The sequence below is a fragment of the Actinomycetospora sp. genome (genome assembly GCF_036497245.1).
Taxonomy (GTDB): Bacteria; Actinomycetota; Actinomycetes; order Mycobacteriales; family Pseudonocardiaceae; genus Actinomycetospora.
On the sequence record NZ_DASXJS010000007.1, the window covers coordinates 40,268 to 56,263 of the forward strand.

Below are 15,996 nucleotides of genomic sequence, written 5' to 3' on the forward strand. Positions count from 1 at the left end.
GTCCGGTCAGCTGTACGCTCACGCCATGACGGCCTCCTCGAACGACGGTGTCGGTGGTGCGCGGCAGGTGGCGGGTCCGGCCCGGAATGCTCTCCGGGCACCCGTCATCGTCGCCCCGATGTTCCTGGTCTCCGGTCCCGAGCTCGTGATCGAGTCGTGCCGGGCGGGACTGGTCGGGTCCTTCCCGACGCAGAACGCCCGGACCTTCGACGACCTCGTGGACTGGTTCGACCGGATTCGGGCCGGGGTCGCGGACCTGCCGGACCCGTCGTGGGCGATCAGCATGATCGTGCACCGCAGCTACGAGCGTTTCGCCGCCGAGCTCGAGCTGGTCCAGCAGTACCGCCCGGACGTCGTCGTCACGGCCCTCGGTCCCCCGAGTCGCGTCCTCGACGAGGTGCACGGTTACGGCGGGGCGGTGTACGCCGACGTCATGTCGGTCGAGCACGCGCGGAAGGCGGCCGACGCCGGTGCCGACGGGCTCGTGCTGGTCTGCCACGGCGCAGGCGGCCACACGGGGCGCCTGTCCCCGTTCGCGTTCGTCGACGAGGTCCGGCGGTTCTTCGACGGCACCGTCGTCGTCGGAGGCGCCGTGTCGACCGGTCGTGCCGTCCGCGCGGTGGAGGTCCTCGGAGCCGACTACTCCTACATGGGCACGCGGTTCATCGCGTGTCCGGAGTCGTTGGTGAACGAGCGCTACCGCGACATGCTGGTCCGGTCGGACCTCGGCAACGTCACCGCGACCGCGGCCGTCACCGGGGTGCTGTGCAGCTGGCTCAGCGAGAGCCTCTCCGACGCCGGGTACGACGCCGGCGACCTGGCCGCGGCCGGGCAGATCGACTTCTCGGACGTGCACGGCGAGCACAAGCCGTGGAAGGACATCTTCGGGGCGGGCCAGGGAGTCGGCGAGATCGACAGCGCGGCCTCGCTGGCCGATGTGGCCGATCAGGTCGTCGAGGAGTACCTGGCCGCGGGCGGACACTCCGAGGTCGCCTCGGGACCGCGCAGGGCGGAGGCTCGCGTCTGACGTCCGAGCGCACGGCCTCGACGGCGATGCTCGAGCGCGAGTGGTGTCATTCCGTGGGCGCCGCCCGGCGCGCTGGTGCGTAGAGGGCGTTCCAGACGATCAATGCGTAGGCCTCCAGCAGCGAATCGGCCCGCGACGACTCCGTGCGCACCATGCGGTGCAGGCCCCGCTCGGCCATCCATTGGAGCCAGTACGCGGTCTCGTACGGGGGAAGTGACGGGTCGACGAATCCGGCGACCTGCCCTCGCTCGATATGGGCGGCCAATCCGGCGATGTAGCTCGCCATCGCGTCGTCGACCGCCTGCCGGACGCCGTGGTCGTACCCGATCGCCTCGTGCGTGGCCGCCATCAGCTCCGGATGCGGGCGGTATGCGGCGACGATTCCGGCCAGGGCGGCCCGCAGATCGCTCTGCTCGGCGCGCGCGTCGAGGTCCCACCACACCTGGGCCGCATTCAAGATCGTGCTGCTGACATCGCCGTACCAGGTGCGCAGCAGATCGGCCTTGTCCTCGAAATAGACGTAGAACGTGGTCCGTGACAGGCCTGCCTCGGCCACGATCTCTCCGACCTTGATGTCCGCGAACGTCTCTCCGTCCCGGAGGCGTCGCTCCACGACCTCGAGGAGTCGGGTGCGCGCTGCCGCGCGCCGACCGGCGCGCGTCCATCGTCCATCGATCGGCGACTCGCTCACGACCCGATGCTACGGACGCTGCCCCGTGGGAACCGATCCGGGAGACGGCGTGCCCCACGAGCAGTTCCATCCGGTCGCGGTGAAAGCGTCGCACCATGGAGAGAAGTCCCTACCCCTTTCGGCGCCTCCCACCTCTGACACGATTCGGTCGTCGAATTCTCTCCGGCATTCCTGGGCAATGGTCACACCAAATGTTAATGTGTGCGGCACACCGTCTTCACGGACCGAGATCCGATGTAGGGCCCGGTGCCGCGATGACACTTCCGGGAGATTCGATGGAATATTCGCTGATGGTGCACGGTGACGACGCCCGCGAGCGCCAGGTCGATGCGACCAGCGCCGAGGACGCGATGCGTCAACTCCTGGGCGGGGCGCAGGACGGTCCCGTCCACGTGACGTTCCTGTACGCCGCCGCCACCGAGGCGGAGGCGGCCGGCACAGACCGCTTCCCCGCCACCCGGCAGCGGACCAGGAGCGAGGACGCGGGCCACACCCGCACCCAGGTCGCTCGTCGGGTGCCGTGATGGGCGGACTGCCGCTGCCGATCCTGCGCGTCCCCCCACCGGCGCCGGTGGTCGAGGCGAAGCTCGAGGCCGTGCGTGCGCGCCTGGAGTCGATCCTGGAGTCGGTGCAGTTCCCCACGCATCGCTGGCAGCTGGTCGTCGCCGCCGATTACCACGGGGCCGACCATGCCACTCGTCGAGCCCTGCGCGATCTGTCGGTCGAGACCTATCCGGATTCGGCGGCCGTCGTCGACGCGCTCGCCCGGACCTCGTGGATCTCTCTGCCGTGTGATCCCACGACGCGGCACACGCCCGTCGACGACTGACGCGCTCCATCCCGCGGCCGGTCAACCGGATGCCGTGGTGAAGACCGGCCAGCCGATCTCTTTGCGCCAGGCGTCGGGGTCGGCGGTGTCCCGCGGCCCGACGAGATAGTTCTCGTGCACGGGGCCGTCGACGAGCAGGGCGTGCTCGGCGAGGTGGGCACCGAGGGCGCCGTAGGTGACGTCGATGTCGTCGTGCGGGCCCCGGTGCACGGTGAGGGCCAGCTCCCGGGCCGGGAGCACGGCGGTACGGACCCGGCCGACGTCGAGGTCCCGGTCGGTGGGCACGAAGACCGTGGCGTGACCCTCGCCGTGGGTGAACAACGCGTTGTCGTACCGGCCGCCGGGCGGGCCGGTCGGGTGTGCGCCGGCCGCGGCCAGTGCGGCGTCGATCTCCGTCATCGCGGCCGCTGCAGCGCGCCGACCGCCTCGGTGGTCGCGGCGAGTCGACGTTCGAGCCGGGCGAGGTGATCGGTGATCAGCTCGGCACGACCGTCGACGTCGATGTCGAGCAGGCGGGCGATCTCGCGGACCGGCATGTCGAGATCCCGGAACCGCCGGATGACCTGGGCCGTCGGGATCTGCTCGGTCGAGTAGTAGCGGTAGCCCGAGTGCGCGTCCACCTGCTCTGGCGCGAGCAGGCCCGCGTCGTGGTAGTGGCGCAGGGTCTTGACGCTCAGGTGCGTCACGGTGGCGAAGTCGCCGATGCCCAGCAGCGCGGTCACGACGAGGAGCCTGCACCCTCCCGCGGCGGGAGAGTCCCGGTCCGGTGGCGACGCTCACGCCGCCTGGACCCTCCCCCACGGGGAGACCCGAGGGTCGGTGCCATGACCGCAGAGGAGCCCACCATGTCCGAGCCGTTGATCGATCGCTACTTCGCCCTGGCCGCCGACCCCGACCTCGACGCCTACTTCGCCCAGTTCGCCGACGACGCCGTCGTCGAGGACGAGGGCCATCTCTACGAGGGCATCGACGCCATCCGCACGTGGCGCACGACCGTCCCGGCGGTGAGCTACCACCTGCGCCGCGTCGAACCCACGGAACGCGGCAGGCGGGCCGTCGCCGAGATCCGCGGCGACTTCCCCGGCAGCCCGGTCACCCTCGGGTTCGCCTTCGTCCTGGACGCCGACCGGATCCGGGAGCTGGCCATCCGCCCGGTGGCCGAATGACGCCTCCGCGCCGGGTCCGTACGGCGCAGTAAGGTGCCGTGCCTGGAGCCCGGGACCCGACATTCCGGCGCGGACAGCGACGACGGGAGGCCTCCACGGTGCGGGATGCGACGGCGATGGCGGCCCTGCTGCTGCCGGTGTGGGTGCGGATCCTGGGGACGGTCGTCCTCGTCCTGACGGCCGGCGTCCTCGCGTCCCGGGCCGCACGGACCTCCGGCTCCGCCCGTCCGTGGCACGGGCTCTACGCGCTGGTCGCGGCGGCGTTGGCACTGATGTTCGCCGCGAACCCCATGACCGGACCCGGCCTGTCCCCGCCGTCGCTGATCGTCCTCGCCGTCGCGGTGGTCGGGGTGATCGCCGTGATCGGGCGGATGGTGGCTCGCCGACGGTCCGGCGGGGCGACGTGGCCCTGGGCGATCGCGCTGGTCGACCTCGTGATCCTCGGCTACATCCAGGTCCCGTCGCCCGACCGCCCGATCCCGGTGTGCGTCCTGTTCGCCGCCTACCTCGCCGTCCAGGTCGTGATCCGCGCGACGGCGGCGCTGCGGGCGCTGCGCTCGCGGCTCCCCGCGCCGGAGCGCAGCCTGGTGGGCGCGGCCGGCGGACCGACCCGCGACGAGGACACGGCCGGCGCGCCGTCCGGCGGGGACGCGGCCGGTGGGGCCCTGACCGGGCTCGCCCTCGCGGTGCTGGCCCTCGCCATGCTCTACATGATCTCCATCTGAGCGCTCACCGCGCCGCGGCGGCACACAGCGCGACCGGATCGACCCGGTCGACCGGCGTCCGGGGCCGCCAGCACACGACGGCGACCCCGTCGACCACGACGGCGTCGCCGCCCATCTGACGGACATCGCTCGGCGGCGCGGGTTCGCCGGGTGATGCTTCGGCGCCCCGCGCGGCCCGGGAGTAGAAGAGCAGGGTGCGCGGGGACCAGACCCGCCACCAGGGGGCTCGGCGGAGTCCGAGACGCCGATAGAGGCGGCCGTCGACGTCGGCCAGGAACGCGCCCCGCCACCCGACGGCGTCGGCGACGTCGGCGAGCACGGGCGCCGGGTCGAACCCGACGGCGATCAGCCGGACGTCGCCCGCGGTGCGCTGCACCTGCCCGAGGTGCCGTTGGCAGGGCAGTCAACCGTGGTGGCGGATGGCGACGACGACGCCAGTGAGTGTCCCCAGGTCCGTGATGACCCCGCTGCGGACGTCGGGCAGCCGCACGCCCGCGAGGTCGACCGGCCCGGTGCTGCGCCGTGGCATCAGGGCCGCCGGGCCCGCGTCTCGACGAGCGGCAACTGCCGGCGCAGCGAGGCGTTCTCCACCGGGTCCAGCAGCGCGTGCTGCACGCAGGCGGGCACGAGGGTGCCGTCCTCGGGGTGCGCCATGGCGTAGTGACAGGCCGCGAGCCGCTCCTGGACACCACGGACCCCGGGATCGTCCGCGATCTCGCCCCGCTCGGTCGCCGCCCAGGCCGGGCCGACCTCGTCGGCGTCCATGAACCGGTGCATCACGAAGGTCATCGGGCGCACCCCGTGACGCAGCACGGCGCCGAGGCCCGCCGCACGCACCCGCCGGGCCGCCCAGCCCACCGCCACCGGCACCACCCGCGGATGGCGCGCGATGACCCGGGCGAGCCGGACGACCAGGACCGGCAACGAGCAGCCGATGAAGTTGACCCCGCCGAACCAGCGGTAGAAGGCGTCACGGGCGGCGAGGTCGCGGTGATCGCCGCCATCGGCGACGGCGTGCCAGCGCGGCCCCACCCAGAAGCCGTAGGCCACGCGGTTGCACCGCAGGTCCCCGTTCTGGATCACCGTGGGGTCGAGCCGGGTGCCGGCGCCGCGCTCCATCTCCGCCCAGACCTCGTCGCCGGAGAGCGCCCGGTAGTCCTCGTGCCAGCGGCGCTGGTCCCCCAGGTTCGCGGCGGGCTGGAACGACAGCATGCCGAAGCCCATCCGCGAGGTCTCGCGCACGACCTCGGCCACCTCGGCGAGGTTGGCCGGGGACACGGTCATGGTGTGCGCGACGAAGTACCGCACGCCGTGCTCCCGGCGCAGCCGCTCGAAGCGGGCGACGAACTCCCGGCGGTAGGCGTGCAGCGATCGTTCGTCCGGTGGCCGCGCGATCCCGCGGCGGCCGGTCATGAGCGAGTCGAAGTGCCCGGCGAAGGACAGCCGGTGCAGCCGCCGTCGCCCGTCCGGACCCACCGCGAGGCGGCGCAGGTAGTCGTCGTCGACGTCGCCGTGGGTCATGCTCATCGGTTCACGCCCGTGCTCGCGCATGACCGCGAGGGCGGCGGCGTGGTCGTCCGGGTCGAGCAACGTGACCTCGCCGCCGATGAGCTGGGCGTGCGCGACGGGGCCACGCCGCTCGCGGAGCAGGCGCATCTGGGCGTCGACCTCGCGCACGGTGTGCCCGCCGTCGACGCGGACCCGGTTGGCGTCCCGGGAGTGGTAGCAGGGCGAGCAGGAGAGGTTGCAGCGCGGGAAGACCCCGTGCGTGCCCTCGCACCCCACGGCGTGACGTCCGAGGGCCTGAGCAGGGGTACGCGCCGACTCGGGCAGCTCGGCCCACCGGCGCTCGAGCGCGGCCCGGAACTCGGGATCCACCGGGCGGGTCCGGGCGAACCACCGGCGCACGCGGGTCCACGGACTCATCGGGTCTCCTCCTCGGGGAACGGCGGAACCGCCCGTGCCCGACGGGCCCCGCCCCCGGAAAGGGCGAGGCGGGCAGCGGCCTGGCGCACCGCGAGGGTCCAGGTCGGGTAGGCGTGCACGGTCTGGGCCAGCCGTCCGGTCAGGGCACCGATCCGCATCACCAGCGCGATCTCGGCGATCATCTCGCCTGCCCGGTCGGCCACGATGGTCGCGCCGAGCGGGCGTCCGCCGCCGACGGGACCCAGGCCGCCGCGGGTCAGGCGCCGGGTGCCGCGCGGCGCGGCGGCGACCAGGCGCACGAACCCGTCCTCGCGCCCCGCGGTCACGGCCCTGTCGACCTCGCTCATCGCCACCTCGGCCACCCACGCGGGCCCGCGGCCCGCGGCGGCCGCCTCGCCCAGCCCGATGGTCGCCACCTCCGGGTCGGTGAACACCACCCGGGGCACGAGGCCCGGCTCGAAGCGGCGGGAACGGCGGCGGGTCGCGTTGGCGGCGGCGAGACGACCCATCTCGTCGGCCGCGTGCGTGTGCGGGCACAGCCCGGTGACGTCACCCGCCGCCCACACACCCTCGGCGGTGGTCCGCAGGTGCGCGTCCACCGCGACCGCACCCGACGCGGTCCGGGCCACCCCCGCGGCGTCGAGACCGAGATCGTCGACGGCGGGACGCCGCCCGATGGCCATCAGCAGTCGGGCGGCGTCGAGTCGCCCGCCGTCCGCGGTGCTCACCCGCACCCCGCGGGGCCCGGGCGCGACAGCGGTCGCGCCGGCCCCGACCCGGACGTCGACGCCGTCGCGGGACAGCACGGTGGCGAGCACGGCGCCCACGTCGGGGTCCTCGCCCGGGAGGAGGCCCTGGGCGGCCTCGACGAGCGTCACCGCCGTGCCGAGTCGGGCGAAGGCCTGGGCGAGCTCGCAGCCGACCGGCCCGCCTCCGACGACGACCATCGAGGGCGGCGCGTCGTCCAGGGAGAACACGGTGTCGGTCGTGAGCACCGAGTCCTCGGCGACGGTGTCGAGCCCGGACAGCGCCGCCGGCCGGGGCGAGGACCCGCAGGCCAGCACGGTGCTCCGCGCGGTGAGCCGCAGGCCGGCGACCTCGACGGCACGCGCGGCGACGAACCGGGCGCGTCCCTCGCGGACCTCGACCCCCTCGCCGCGCAGCACCGTCGCGGTCTCGGTCGCGGCCACCCGCGCCACGGTGGCCCGCACCTGCGCCAACGCGATCGCGGCGGGTTCGCCGCGGGCCGCCGCCGCGAGGAGGGTCTTCGAGGGCACGCAGCCGGTGAACGTGCAGTCGCCGCCGGGTGGGCCCTCGGTCACGAGGACCGTGCGCCGGCCCACGCGCACGCCCTCGCGGGCGGCGGCGAGTCCCCCCGCGCCCGCCCCGACGACGAGCAGGTCGACGTCAGCCACGGGGCACCCGGCGCCGGGCGTCGTACCGGGCGCGGATGCGTTCCGGGTCGACCCCGAGGAAGTACTGCAGCTTGTAGCACTGCATGAGCACGATCATCCGGACCGTGCCCTGCTCGACGAACCGTCGGGCCGAGGCCGTCGACGCCGTCGGGAGCACGACGAGCCGGCCGCGGCGGTGCAGCCGCCGCGACATCTCCAGGTCCTCCATGATCGGCATGTCGGGAAAGCCGCCGACCTCGTCGAACACCGACCGGCGCACGAACATGGCCTGATCCCCGAAGATCCAGTGCAGGTGCCGGGCGCGCAGGTCGGAGGTCCACTCGAGCCATCGCAGCGCGGCGGAGGTCCGGTCGAACCGCAGCCGACACCCACCCCCGACGACGGCGGGGTCGCGCAGGGCGGCACGCAGTGCGCTCAGCGCGCCGGGGTCAAGCACGGTGTCGGCGTGGACGAACCAGAGCACCTCTCCCGTGCTCGCCGCTGCGCCCGTGTTCAGTTGCGGGCCGCGGCCCGCCCGGCTCGGGACGACCCGGGCCAGCCTGCGGGCGCGCTCCACGGTGCCGTCGGTACTGCCTCCGTCGACGACGACGACCTCGCAGTCGGGGTAACTGCGGTGCAGGCGGGTGAGCAGGCCGCCGATCACGGCCTCCTCGTCGCGCACCGGCACCACGATCGACACCGAGGGCGTCGCCGACCCGGCGGCCGGGCGGGGCAGCGCCACGGTGTCCTCCTCCGGGTCCGGCCTCACACCGCGCACTGGTAGATCGTCGGCAGCGACCCGTCCCGCTGGCGCAGACGCAGGAAGCGCTCCACCACCCGACGTCGCGCCTCGCCCATCGACACCTCCGGCCCGCCGAGCACGAGATCGGGCGAGGTCGCCCGGTCGGCGCCGGCCGGGTGCCAGTACCAGCCGTCCGCCGTGGCCGTCAGCTCCGGCACCGTGGCCGCGTCGTCGACGAGCATGCCCGAGGTCGAGTTCCCCCGGGCGACGAGCGGACGTACCGCGACCTGTCCGGCATCCACCCCATGGCCGGCGAGCAGGTCACGGAGCGGCTCACCCTGGCCTGCGCTCTCCGTCGTCTCCGTCATCCCCACCCGGACCGGCAGGTCGAGGTCCCGCGCCACGTCCACTCCCGCCAGCGCTCGCGCCCACGATCCGCGACCACGGTGGGCGTCGTGCGCGGCCTCGCTGCCGTCGAGCGAGGTCTGCAGGGTCAGCCCGGGGCGCCCGGCGAGCCGGTGCAGCTGCCGGAGACGCGTACCGCGGTAGAGCATGCCGTTGGTCAGGCACACCGTGGTGAGGTGCTCGGTGGCGTAGAGCAGCATCTCGACGAGGTCGGCCTCGAGGAACGGCTCCCCGCCGGTGACGTAGAGCTCGGTGAACCCCTCGGCGACGGCGTCGTCGACCAGGGCGCGGAACCTCTCGAGGCCGAGGCGCCGGGGCGAGGCCCGCGGCGACGAGCCGACGGAGCAGTACGAGCAGGCCAGGTTGCAGTCGAAGTTCGTGTAGACCCACAGCCGGGCCGGGAACAGCGCGGATCCGAACAGCGGCACCACGGGTCGTTCGGCCGTGGTCACCGGCTCGGGTGCACCGGCCAACCGGTCGAGCACCGAGCGGTAGAGCTGGAACCGGCCCCGCGACCGCTCGGCGGGGGGAAGGATCTCCAGGCAGGAGGTCCACCAGCCCGTCTCCACCGCCTCGGCGAAGGACTCGGGCAGCCCGGCGGCCCGGATGGACGCGGCCTGCGCCTGCCAGTCGTAGTCCAGCGCGACGACCTGGGCCTGGGCGCCCCCGTCGACGAGGTCGACCAGCGCGTACCGGACGCGGCGGGTGCCGTCGTTCGCCGGACGGCCGAGGACGCCGACGTTGACCACGAGCGTCTCGCCGCCGTCGGAGCGCGTGACCCGGCGGATCCACGGCAGGCCGGAGTGCGTGCAGCACACGACGTCGGCGCCGGACACGTCGACGCGCGCGCGGTGCTCGTCGTCGTCGAGCGACTCCCACCAGAAGTCGTTCACCGCCTGGGGCGACCCGTGCACGAGATGCAGGTCGACGCCCTCCACGGTCTCCCGGCGCTCGACGGGCAGGGTCCGCATCCAGGCCGCGAACGCCTCGGAGGTGTGCGCGAAGGTGTAGTCGTAGGCGATCTGCGCGAACGCGTTGTCGGCGTCGTCGGTGTACCCGCATCCGCAGTCGGTCTGCCGCGACCCGATCGCCACCTCGTAGTTCCCCGCCACGCACTCGACGGCGTACTCGGACAGCAGCGGCCAGATGGCCTCGGGCTCGGCGCCGTAGGCGCCGAAGTCACCGAGGCAGAACAGCCGGTCGGCACCGTGCGCGGCGGCGTCCGCGGCGAAGGCACGCAGCGCGTAGGGGTTCGAGTACGTCCCGCCGCACACTGCCAACCGCGTCATCGCGGCCCCCTGACGGCGGGACCCGCCGGCAGGTCCGCCCTGCGCGAGTGCCGACCGACGATCACGCGGCCACGGTAGGCGAGGTGTCGTCGGCCCGTCGACCGCCGCGTCTCACAGGGCGTCGAGCGCGCGGCGCAGGTCGCCCACGGTGGCGTAGCTCAGGCCGATCGGGTGGACGTGGCGATGGCGCAGCACGCCCTCCGCGTCGATCACCATCACCGAGCGCCGGGTGCCGACGACGGGGATCGCCGCGCCGTAGGCGGTCGCGACGGCGAGGTCGGGGTCGGACAGCAGCGGCACCGTGACGCCGTCGCGCCGCTGGAAGCGGTGGTGGGACTCCAGGCTCTGTCCGGAGATGCCGACCACGGTCGCGTCCAGGTCGTCCATCGCGGTGCCGCTCACCGCGTAGGAGCGGAACTGCCGCGCACAGACGGCTCCGCGGTCGAGGGTGTAGAAGAGCAGCACCACTCTCCGCCCGCGGTGATCCGAGAGCCGGAATGTGCCGGACGTACCTTCCAGTGCGAAATCGGGAGCGGGCGCTCCGACCTCGGCGACGTCGCCCATGATCCGAAGTCTAAGATGTGGGCGCCCGGATCTCGTCACCGCCCGACAGGACCCCGCCCTCGTGCTCTGGCTCGCGATCGCCGCACTCGCGTCGGCCATTGCGGTCAATTGCGTGGCGGTGTGGGCGCAGAAGCGTCACCGCGCCTACGACCGTCTCGGGCGGTGGGCATGGCCCGCGCACATCGCGCTGCTGGTGGTCGTCTGGGGCGGCGCCGTGCTCGCGATCGTCCTGCTCGTGCTCCACGGTCCCGAGATCCGCTGGCCCCTGCCCTCCTGGGTCCGGTGGCCCGGGCTCGTCCTCGGCCTGATCGCGACGATGGTGTTCGGGCAGGGAATTCGGCAGCTCGGCGCGCAGTCGTTGTTCAACGGGAACTTCTTCGGGCACGGTCGCCCGTTCACCCGCGAGGGCATCTACGAATGGCTCGACGACCCGATGTACGTCGCGTACACCGCGACCTTCGTCGCCCTGGCCATGCGTCAGGCGGACGCGATCTACCTGCTGCTGGCCGTGGTCAGCGCCGTGGGGTTGAACCTCGTGGAGTCGAGGGTCGAGCGGTTCGAGGAGCCGGCGGAGGAGTGGGCGGTCTCGCCCCGGGCCGGGGACGCCCGCGGCTAACCGCCCGGTGCCGGGGCGTCGGCCTGCCGCCCCTCGTCCGGAGTCACCCACCTCGTCTCATCGACCGGCCGTGTCCAGGTCCAGGTCCAGCTCGACGAGCGGCACGGCGACGAACAGCTCCTCGTCGGTCAGCCCGGGTCGACCGATCAGCCGCGAGATGACCGGCCTGAGGAGACGCCAGGTGGCCGGGCGCTCGGTCCGGTACGCCTCGAAGTGCGCGCGGGCCTCGGCCTGGCCGGTCAGTCGGGCGGTCCCCGCCACACCGCGGTGCCGGCCGACCCACACCCGCACGCGCGGGTCCTTCCCCACGTTGCGGTACCAGTCGGCGTCCTCACCCATCCCGGCGGCGATGACGTAGCGGTTCCCCGGCAGCCGGCGCACGACCTCGAGCACGACGAACCGTGCCCGGCCGCTGCGGCGGCCCGTGTGCTGCAGCATCAGGACACGCTCGCCGAGGAGCCAGCCGTACCCGGCGTCGTAGAGCCGGATCGGGGCGCGCGCCACCGTCCGCGCTGCCCTGGCCCCGACGCTGGTCGCCACAGCTCGACGCTAGCCAGGGGGGCAAGGTGCACGCCCGCCGCGCTCACGCGTCGGCGACCTGGGCCCTCAGGGCCGGTATCTCCCGAGCTGCTCGACGACGTCGGTGACCGGCGGCTCCTCGCATCGCACGTCGAGGGTCTCGGTGTAGGCGGTGAACTCGACCAGCCGGCGGAGCTGGCTCGGGTCGTCGACGTCGACCACGGACACGATCGTCACGCCGTCCTCGAGGCGGAAGACGTCCCACCGGAGCCAGTCCGGGCGAACGCGGTCCAGCTCGTCGTGGACGGCCGCGACCAGGCGCGCATCCAGGTCCTTCTGGTCTTCCTTGAGCCGGTACCGGCTGACAACCCGCACGCCTGCTCCCTCGGCTGGTCCGGCACGTCAACTGCAGCCAGCAGACCAAGAACCTCTCCCGTTGAGGAGAAAGGCCTGGTCAGGTGGAGCCGCCTTGGGGATTCGAACCCCAGACCTACGCATTACGAGTGCGTTGCTCTGGCCGACTGAGCTAAGGCGGCAGCAAGGACGAGTGTAGGCGAGCAGCCCCCCAGGACGGACGACCGGGGTCCGGGAACATCATCGGCACGGTCCCGGTTGGCTTCTGATGTGTCCGTCGTCGGAGCCGTCGTCGTCGTCGCTGTCCTCGCGATCGCCACCGTGATCGGGCTCGTGATGCGGGCACGGTCCGGCCGGGTAAGGGCCGCCGAGGCCGCCGCGATCCCGGACGAAGCGTCCGGATGGGCGCTCGCCGACCTCGCTCCCGACCCCGACGACCGCGTCCTGCTCCTGCAGCTCTCGTCGCCGGTCTGCGCTCCGTGCCGGCAGACCGCCGCGGCGCTGACCGAGCTCGCCGAGCGCGAGACCGGGCTGCGGCACGTCGAGATCGACGTCGCCGACGACCCCGACGCCGCCCGAGCGCTGCACGTCATGCGCACGCCGACGACGATCGCGTTCGCCCGCGACGGCCGTGAGCTGCTGCGGGTGTCGGGGGTGCCCCGTCGTCGGGAGCTGCTCGACGCGCTGGACACCGAGCTGGCCGCACGCCGATGATCGTCGGTGTGCTGACCCGCCGACGGGCCGTCGACCACGGCCGCCTGTCCGCCGACCTCTGTCCGGGCCGCTGACCACCTCGTCGCGCCCATCCCGGAGGAACCCGCACCATGCAGCTCGACCCCCGTGGCGTCCGCTTCGCCGCGACCGTCACAACCCTCGTCCTCGCGCTCGTCCTGATCACCGGCAGCGGATGGCTCGCACTGGCCCAGGCGATCGTGTTCGCCCTGCCCGCCCTGTTCGGGATGCGCTTCTCGCCGTACGGCGCGCTCTTCCGGACCGCGGTCGCGCCCCGGCTCGGCCCGCCCGCCGAGACCGAGGACGCCGCACCCGTCCGGTTCTCGCAGACCGTGGGCCTGGTCTTCACCGTCGTCGCCGCGGCGGGCTACCTGAGCGGCCTGACCACCCTCGGGATCGTCGCGACGGCGTTCGCGCTGCTGGCCGCGTTCCTCAACGCCGCGTTCGGGTTCTGCCTGGGCTGCGAGACGTACGGGTTCCTGGGGCGCTTCCGGACCGCGGGTCGCCCGGCCTGAACGAGGATGCGGCGCTGCTGACGTCCAGCGTCAGCGATGCCGCATCGCTGACAACCCGGAAGCCGTCGGCCCGTCGCTAGGGTCGCCCGTGTGACCGGAGCCGACGCGACCGGGACCGACGCCGTCCGCGATGTCGTCGGGGCGTACCTGGACCGCTCGTGGGTGACGTGGGCGGTCGGCCAGCTGACCGCGGACGCCCGCCGCAGCGCCGACACCCACCTGCTGCGCCTGCCGCGCGCGCACGACCGCGGGATCGAGCTCTACCTCAAGGACGAGTCGACGCACCCGACCGGCAGCCTCAAGCACCGCCTCGCGCGCTCGCTGTTCCTCTACGCGCTCTGTAGTGGCGACATCGGCCCGGACACGACGGTCGTCGAGGCGTCCTCCGGGTCGACCGCGGTCAGCGAGGCCTACTTCGCCCGGTTGCTCGGCCTGCCGTTCGTGGCGGTGATGGCGCGCTCGACGAGCCCTCGCAAGATCGCGCTGATCGAGCGCGAAGGCGGGCGCTGCGAGTTCGTCGGCACCGCGGGCGAGGTGTACGAGGCCGCCCGCAGGATCGCCGACGACCGCGGCGGGCACTACCTCGACCAGTTCACCCACGCCGAGCGCGCCACCGACTGGCGCGGCAACAACAACATCGCCGAGTCGATCTTCACGCAGCTCGCCGAGGAGCCACACCCGGTACCCGCGTGGATCGTCGTGGGCGCCGGGACCGGCGGCACCAGCGCGACGATCGGCCGGTACCTGCGCTACCGCGGGTACGACACCCGGCTCGCCGTCGTCGACCCCGACGGCTCCGCGTTCCTGTCCGCCTACGCGGGCGGGGACGCGCACGGGGCCGGATCGCGGATCGAGGGGATCGGCCGGCCCCGCGTCGAGCCGTCGTTCGTCCCGCGCGTCGTCGACCGCATGATCGGGGTTCCCGACGCGGCCTCGGTCGCCACGATGCGGTTCCTCGCCTCGACCTTCGGGATCGACGCCGGCCCCTCGACCGGCACGAACGTGTTCGGCGCCCTGCGCCTGGCCTGCGAGATGACCGAGGCGGGCCGGGCCGGCAGCATCGTCACGCTGATGTGCGACCGCGCCGACCGCTACTCCGACACCTTCGGCGACGACGGCTGGCTCGCCGCGCAGGGCATGGACCCGACGCCGTTCGCCGCCGAGGTCGCCGACGCGTGGCGCTCCCTCGGCGGGACCTGACCGCCTACTCCCCCGACGGGCGCGGGTGCAGCGGCACCGGGAGCCGGACGAGCGCGATGCCGAACAGGTCGCGGTAGGCCGCCAGGGCCTCCCCGTCGGACAGGTCGTCCTCGGTCCGGGTGCCGTCCGCCGCGGTACGGATCAGCTGGCGGCCGGCGAGCGTGACGCGGCCCGCGGGCGAGAGCGGGAGCGTGCAGGTCGGGCCGCCGGTGAACACGGAGTCGGGATGGGTGGCCGTCCAGTAGGCCGTGGGCTCGAAGTCGCTCCGCGTGTACTCCCGGGTGTCCAGGCGGTACCCCGGCCCGCCGTGGGCGTCGCGGACCTCGATGTCGCCGCCCGGCTGCGGGACGACCTGGACCGACTCGCGCGCCAGCTCCAGCGCGGGGACGGCGAAGCCGCCGAACCCGACGTCGACGAGCCGCGCGACACCGTCGTCGCCGGTCACCCGCAGCGCCTGGTGCGCGAGCGGCGCCGAGTCGCTCTGCGGTCCGTGCACCCGCGCGCCGAGGAACCCGACGTCGTACCCGAGCTCGGCCAGCAGCCACCCGAACAGGCCGTTGAGCTCGTAGCAGAACCCACCCCGGCGTCGTCGCACGATCTTGTCGAACAGCGCCCCGGGGCGGGTGTCGATCGGCTCGCCGAGGTGGATCGACAGGTTCTCGAACGGGACGGCGCGATAGTGGCGCTCGGTGATCGTGGCGAGGTCGTCGTCGGCGCCCGCGCCGATCCGGGCCAGGTAGTCGACAACTTTGCGCTCCGGGTCGTCGCCGGTGACGTCCATCGGACCGGTATACACGGCGTCATGCGCGTTGCCCTCGCCCAGATCCTGGCGTCCGACGATCCGGCCGCGAACCTCGAGCTGGTGGCCGACCACACCGCGCTGGCCGCGCAGCAGGGTGCCTCGGTCGTCGTGTTCCCCGAGGCGACGATGTGCCGGTTCGGGGTCTCGCTGAAGCCGGTCGCGGAGCCGCTGGACGGGCCGTGGGCGAGCGAGGTCCGGGGGATCGCCGAGCGGAACGGCGTGCTGGTCGTGGCAGGGATGTTCACGCCGACCGCCGACGGGCGCGTGACGAACACCCTGCTCGCGACGGGCCGCGGCGTGGACACCTCCTACGACAAGATCCATCTCTACGACGCGTTCGGGTTCGCGGAGTCCGACACCGTCGCGGCGGGGACGGAGCCCGTGGTCGTGGAGGTCGACGGCGAGACCCTCGGCCTCGCGGTCTGCTACGACATCCGGTTCCCGGAGCTCTTCCGCGCCCTGGCCGACCGCGGCGCCTCGACCGTGCTGCTCCCGGCCTC

Annotated in this window: 22 protein-coding genes and 1 tRNA gene; 10 read left to right on the forward strand and 13 right to left on the reverse strand. The window is 73.4% G+C overall.

The window, feature by feature from the left end:
* The first annotated feature begins 25 nt into the window (after positions 1 to 25).
* Positions 26 to 1,027 carry an NAD(P)H-dependent flavin oxidoreductase gene (locus tag VGI02_RS01085; protein WP_331625373.1) on the forward strand — a complete coding sequence of 334 codons (1,002 nt, stop codon included), beginning with the start codon at positions 26 to 28 and terminating at the stop codon, positions 1,025 to 1,027.
* A 46-nt stretch (positions 1,028 to 1,073) separates the two neighbouring features.
* Here the strand turns inward: VGI02_RS01085 and VGI02_RS01090 are convergent, their stop codons facing one another.
* Positions 1,074 to 1,718, reverse strand: coding sequence for a TetR/AcrR family transcriptional regulator (locus tag VGI02_RS01090; RefSeq protein ID WP_331625374.1), 645 nt, complete (start codon positions 1,716 to 1,718; stop codon positions 1,074 to 1,076).
* Positions 1,719 to 1,993: 275 nt separating this feature from the next.
* On the opposite strand from VGI02_RS01090, the gene VGI02_RS01095 reads away from it, so the two are divergent.
* Complete coding sequence (locus tag VGI02_RS01095) at positions 1,994 to 2,242, forward strand: hypothetical protein (protein ID WP_331625375.1); 249 nt, start codon at positions 1,994 to 1,996, stop codon at positions 2,240 to 2,242.
* A gap of 47 nt (positions 2,243 to 2,289) precedes the next feature.
* Positions 2,290 to 2,547 carry a DUF2795 domain-containing protein gene (locus tag VGI02_RS01100; protein WP_331625376.1) on the forward strand — a complete coding sequence of 86 codons (258 nt, stop codon included), beginning with the start codon at positions 2,290 to 2,292 and terminating at the stop codon, positions 2,545 to 2,547.
* Between the two features lie 21 nt (positions 2,548 to 2,568).
* Here VGI02_RS01100 and VGI02_RS01105 read toward each other — a convergent pair whose 3' ends face one another.
* Positions 2,569 to 2,946 carry a GyrI-like domain-containing protein gene (locus VGI02_RS01105; RefSeq protein WP_331625377.1) on the reverse strand — a complete coding sequence of 126 codons (378 nt, stop codon included), beginning with the start codon at positions 2,944 to 2,946 and terminating at the stop codon, positions 2,569 to 2,571.
* Positions 2,943 to 3,269 carry a MerR family transcriptional regulator gene (locus VGI02_RS01110; protein WP_331625378.1) on the reverse strand — a complete coding sequence of 109 codons (327 nt, stop codon included), beginning with the start codon at positions 3,267 to 3,269 and terminating at the stop codon, positions 2,943 to 2,945. The genes VGI02_RS01105 and VGI02_RS01110 overlap by 4 nt, the downstream gene beginning before the upstream one ends.
* A 123-nt stretch (positions 3,270 to 3,392) precedes the next feature.
* Between VGI02_RS01110 and VGI02_RS01115 the strand changes: the two genes are divergently transcribed.
* Positions 3,393 to 3,713, forward strand: coding sequence for a nuclear transport factor 2 family protein (locus VGI02_RS01115; RefSeq protein ID WP_331625379.1), 321 nt, complete (start codon positions 3,393 to 3,395; stop codon positions 3,711 to 3,713).
* A gap of 98 nt (positions 3,714 to 3,811) precedes the next feature.
* The gene (locus tag VGI02_RS01120; protein WP_331625380.1) at positions 3,812 to 4,438 is read left to right on the forward strand and encodes a hypothetical protein; all 627 of its coding nucleotides are present in this window, start codon (positions 3,812 to 3,814) and stop codon (positions 4,436 to 4,438) included.
* A 4-nt stretch (positions 4,439 to 4,442) separates the two neighbouring features.
* Here VGI02_RS01120 and VGI02_RS01125 read toward each other — a convergent pair whose 3' ends face one another.
* The 6 genes from VGI02_RS01125 to VGI02_RS01150 all read right to left on the reverse strand — a co-directional run bounded on the left by VGI02_RS01125 (position 4,443) and on the right by VGI02_RS01150 (position 10,758).
* A complete protein-coding gene (locus VGI02_RS01125; protein ID WP_331625381.1) occupies positions 4,443 to 4,814 on the reverse strand; it encodes an AhpC/TSA family protein in 372 nt (123 codons plus the stop codon).
* 152 nt (positions 4,815 to 4,966) lie between these two features.
* A complete protein-coding gene (locus tag VGI02_RS01130; RefSeq protein WP_331625382.1) occupies positions 4,967 to 6,364 on the reverse strand; it encodes a radical SAM protein in 1,398 nt (465 codons plus the stop codon).
* Complete coding sequence (locus tag VGI02_RS01135) at positions 6,361 to 7,779, reverse strand: dihydrolipoyl dehydrogenase family protein (protein ID WP_331625383.1); 1,419 nt, start codon at positions 7,777 to 7,779, stop codon at positions 6,361 to 6,363. The genes VGI02_RS01130 and VGI02_RS01135 overlap by 4 nt, the downstream gene beginning before the upstream one ends.
* Positions 7,772 to 8,500: a TIGR04283 family arsenosugar biosynthesis glycosyltransferase gene (locus VGI02_RS01140; RefSeq protein WP_331625384.1), complete on the reverse strand. Its 729-nt coding sequence runs from the start codon at positions 8,498 to 8,500 to the stop codon at positions 7,772 to 7,774. Before VGI02_RS01140 ends, VGI02_RS01135 begins: the two co-directional genes overlap by 8 nt.
* A gap of 23 nt (positions 8,501 to 8,523) precedes the next feature.
* On the reverse strand, positions 8,524 to 10,194 hold the full coding sequence (locus VGI02_RS01145) for a radical SAM protein (protein WP_331625385.1): 1,671 nt from the start codon (positions 10,192 to 10,194) through the stop codon (positions 8,524 to 8,526).
* Positions 10,195 to 10,305: 111 nt separating this feature from the next.
* Positions 10,306 to 10,758 carry a peroxiredoxin family protein gene (locus VGI02_RS01150; protein ID WP_331625386.1) on the reverse strand — a complete coding sequence of 151 codons (453 nt, stop codon included), beginning with the start codon at positions 10,756 to 10,758 and terminating at the stop codon, positions 10,306 to 10,308.
* Between the two features lie 61 nt (positions 10,759 to 10,819).
* On the opposite strand from VGI02_RS01150, the gene VGI02_RS01155 reads away from it, so the two are divergent.
* Complete coding sequence (locus VGI02_RS01155) at positions 10,820 to 11,374, forward strand: methyltransferase (RefSeq protein ID WP_331625387.1); 555 nt, start codon at positions 10,820 to 10,822, stop codon at positions 11,372 to 11,374.
* 57 nt (positions 11,375 to 11,431) lie between these two features.
* Here the strand turns inward: VGI02_RS01155 and VGI02_RS01160 are convergent, their stop codons facing one another.
* From VGI02_RS01160 to VGI02_RS01170, 3 genes are all read right to left on the reverse strand, one after another.
* Complete coding sequence (locus tag VGI02_RS01160; RefSeq protein ID WP_331625388.1) at positions 11,432 to 11,914, reverse strand: nitroreductase family deazaflavin-dependent oxidoreductase; 483 nt, start codon at positions 11,912 to 11,914, stop codon at positions 11,432 to 11,434.
* Positions 11,915 to 11,980: 66 nt separating this feature from the next.
* Positions 11,981 to 12,268, reverse strand: coding sequence for a hypothetical protein (locus VGI02_RS01165; RefSeq protein ID WP_331625389.1), 288 nt, complete (start codon positions 12,266 to 12,268; stop codon positions 11,981 to 11,983).
* A gap of 84 nt (positions 12,269 to 12,352) precedes the next feature.
* Positions 12,353 to 12,429 (reverse strand) — tRNA-Thr (locus tag VGI02_RS01170).
* A gap of 88 nt (positions 12,430 to 12,517) precedes the next feature.
* Between VGI02_RS01170 and VGI02_RS01175 the strand changes: the two genes are divergently transcribed.
* The 3 genes from VGI02_RS01175 (at position 12,518) to VGI02_RS01185 (ending at position 14,694) form a co-directional block, all read left to right on the forward strand.
* Positions 12,518 to 12,961, forward strand: a complete 444-nt coding sequence (locus VGI02_RS01175) for a thioredoxin family protein (protein ID WP_331625390.1) — start codon at positions 12,518 to 12,520, stop codon at positions 12,959 to 12,961.
* A 110-nt stretch (positions 12,962 to 13,071) separates the two neighbouring features.
* Positions 13,072 to 13,494, forward strand: a complete 423-nt coding sequence (locus VGI02_RS01180; RefSeq protein ID WP_331625391.1) for a DUF4395 domain-containing protein — start codon at positions 13,072 to 13,074, stop codon at positions 13,492 to 13,494.
* A 147-nt stretch (positions 13,495 to 13,641) separates the two neighbouring features.
* Positions 13,642 to 14,694 carry a PLP-dependent cysteine synthase family protein gene (locus VGI02_RS01185; RefSeq protein ID WP_331625397.1) on the forward strand — a complete coding sequence of 351 codons (1,053 nt, stop codon included), beginning with the start codon at positions 13,642 to 13,644 and terminating at the stop codon, positions 14,692 to 14,694.
* A 4-nt stretch (positions 14,695 to 14,698) separates the two neighbouring features.
* On the opposite strand, the gene VGI02_RS01190 is transcribed toward VGI02_RS01185, so the two are convergent.
* Positions 14,699 to 15,475 (reverse strand): arylamine N-acetyltransferase family protein, encoded by a 777-nt coding sequence (locus tag VGI02_RS01190; RefSeq protein WP_331625392.1) that lies wholly within the window; start codon positions 15,473 to 15,475, stop codon positions 14,699 to 14,701.
* A gap of 21 nt (positions 15,476 to 15,496) precedes the next feature.
* Between VGI02_RS01190 and VGI02_RS01195 the strand changes: the two genes are divergently transcribed.
* A partial coding sequence (locus VGI02_RS01195; RefSeq protein WP_331625393.1) for a nitrilase-related carbon-nitrogen hydrolase occupies positions 15,497 to 15,996 on the forward strand: 500 nt, incomplete at its 3' end.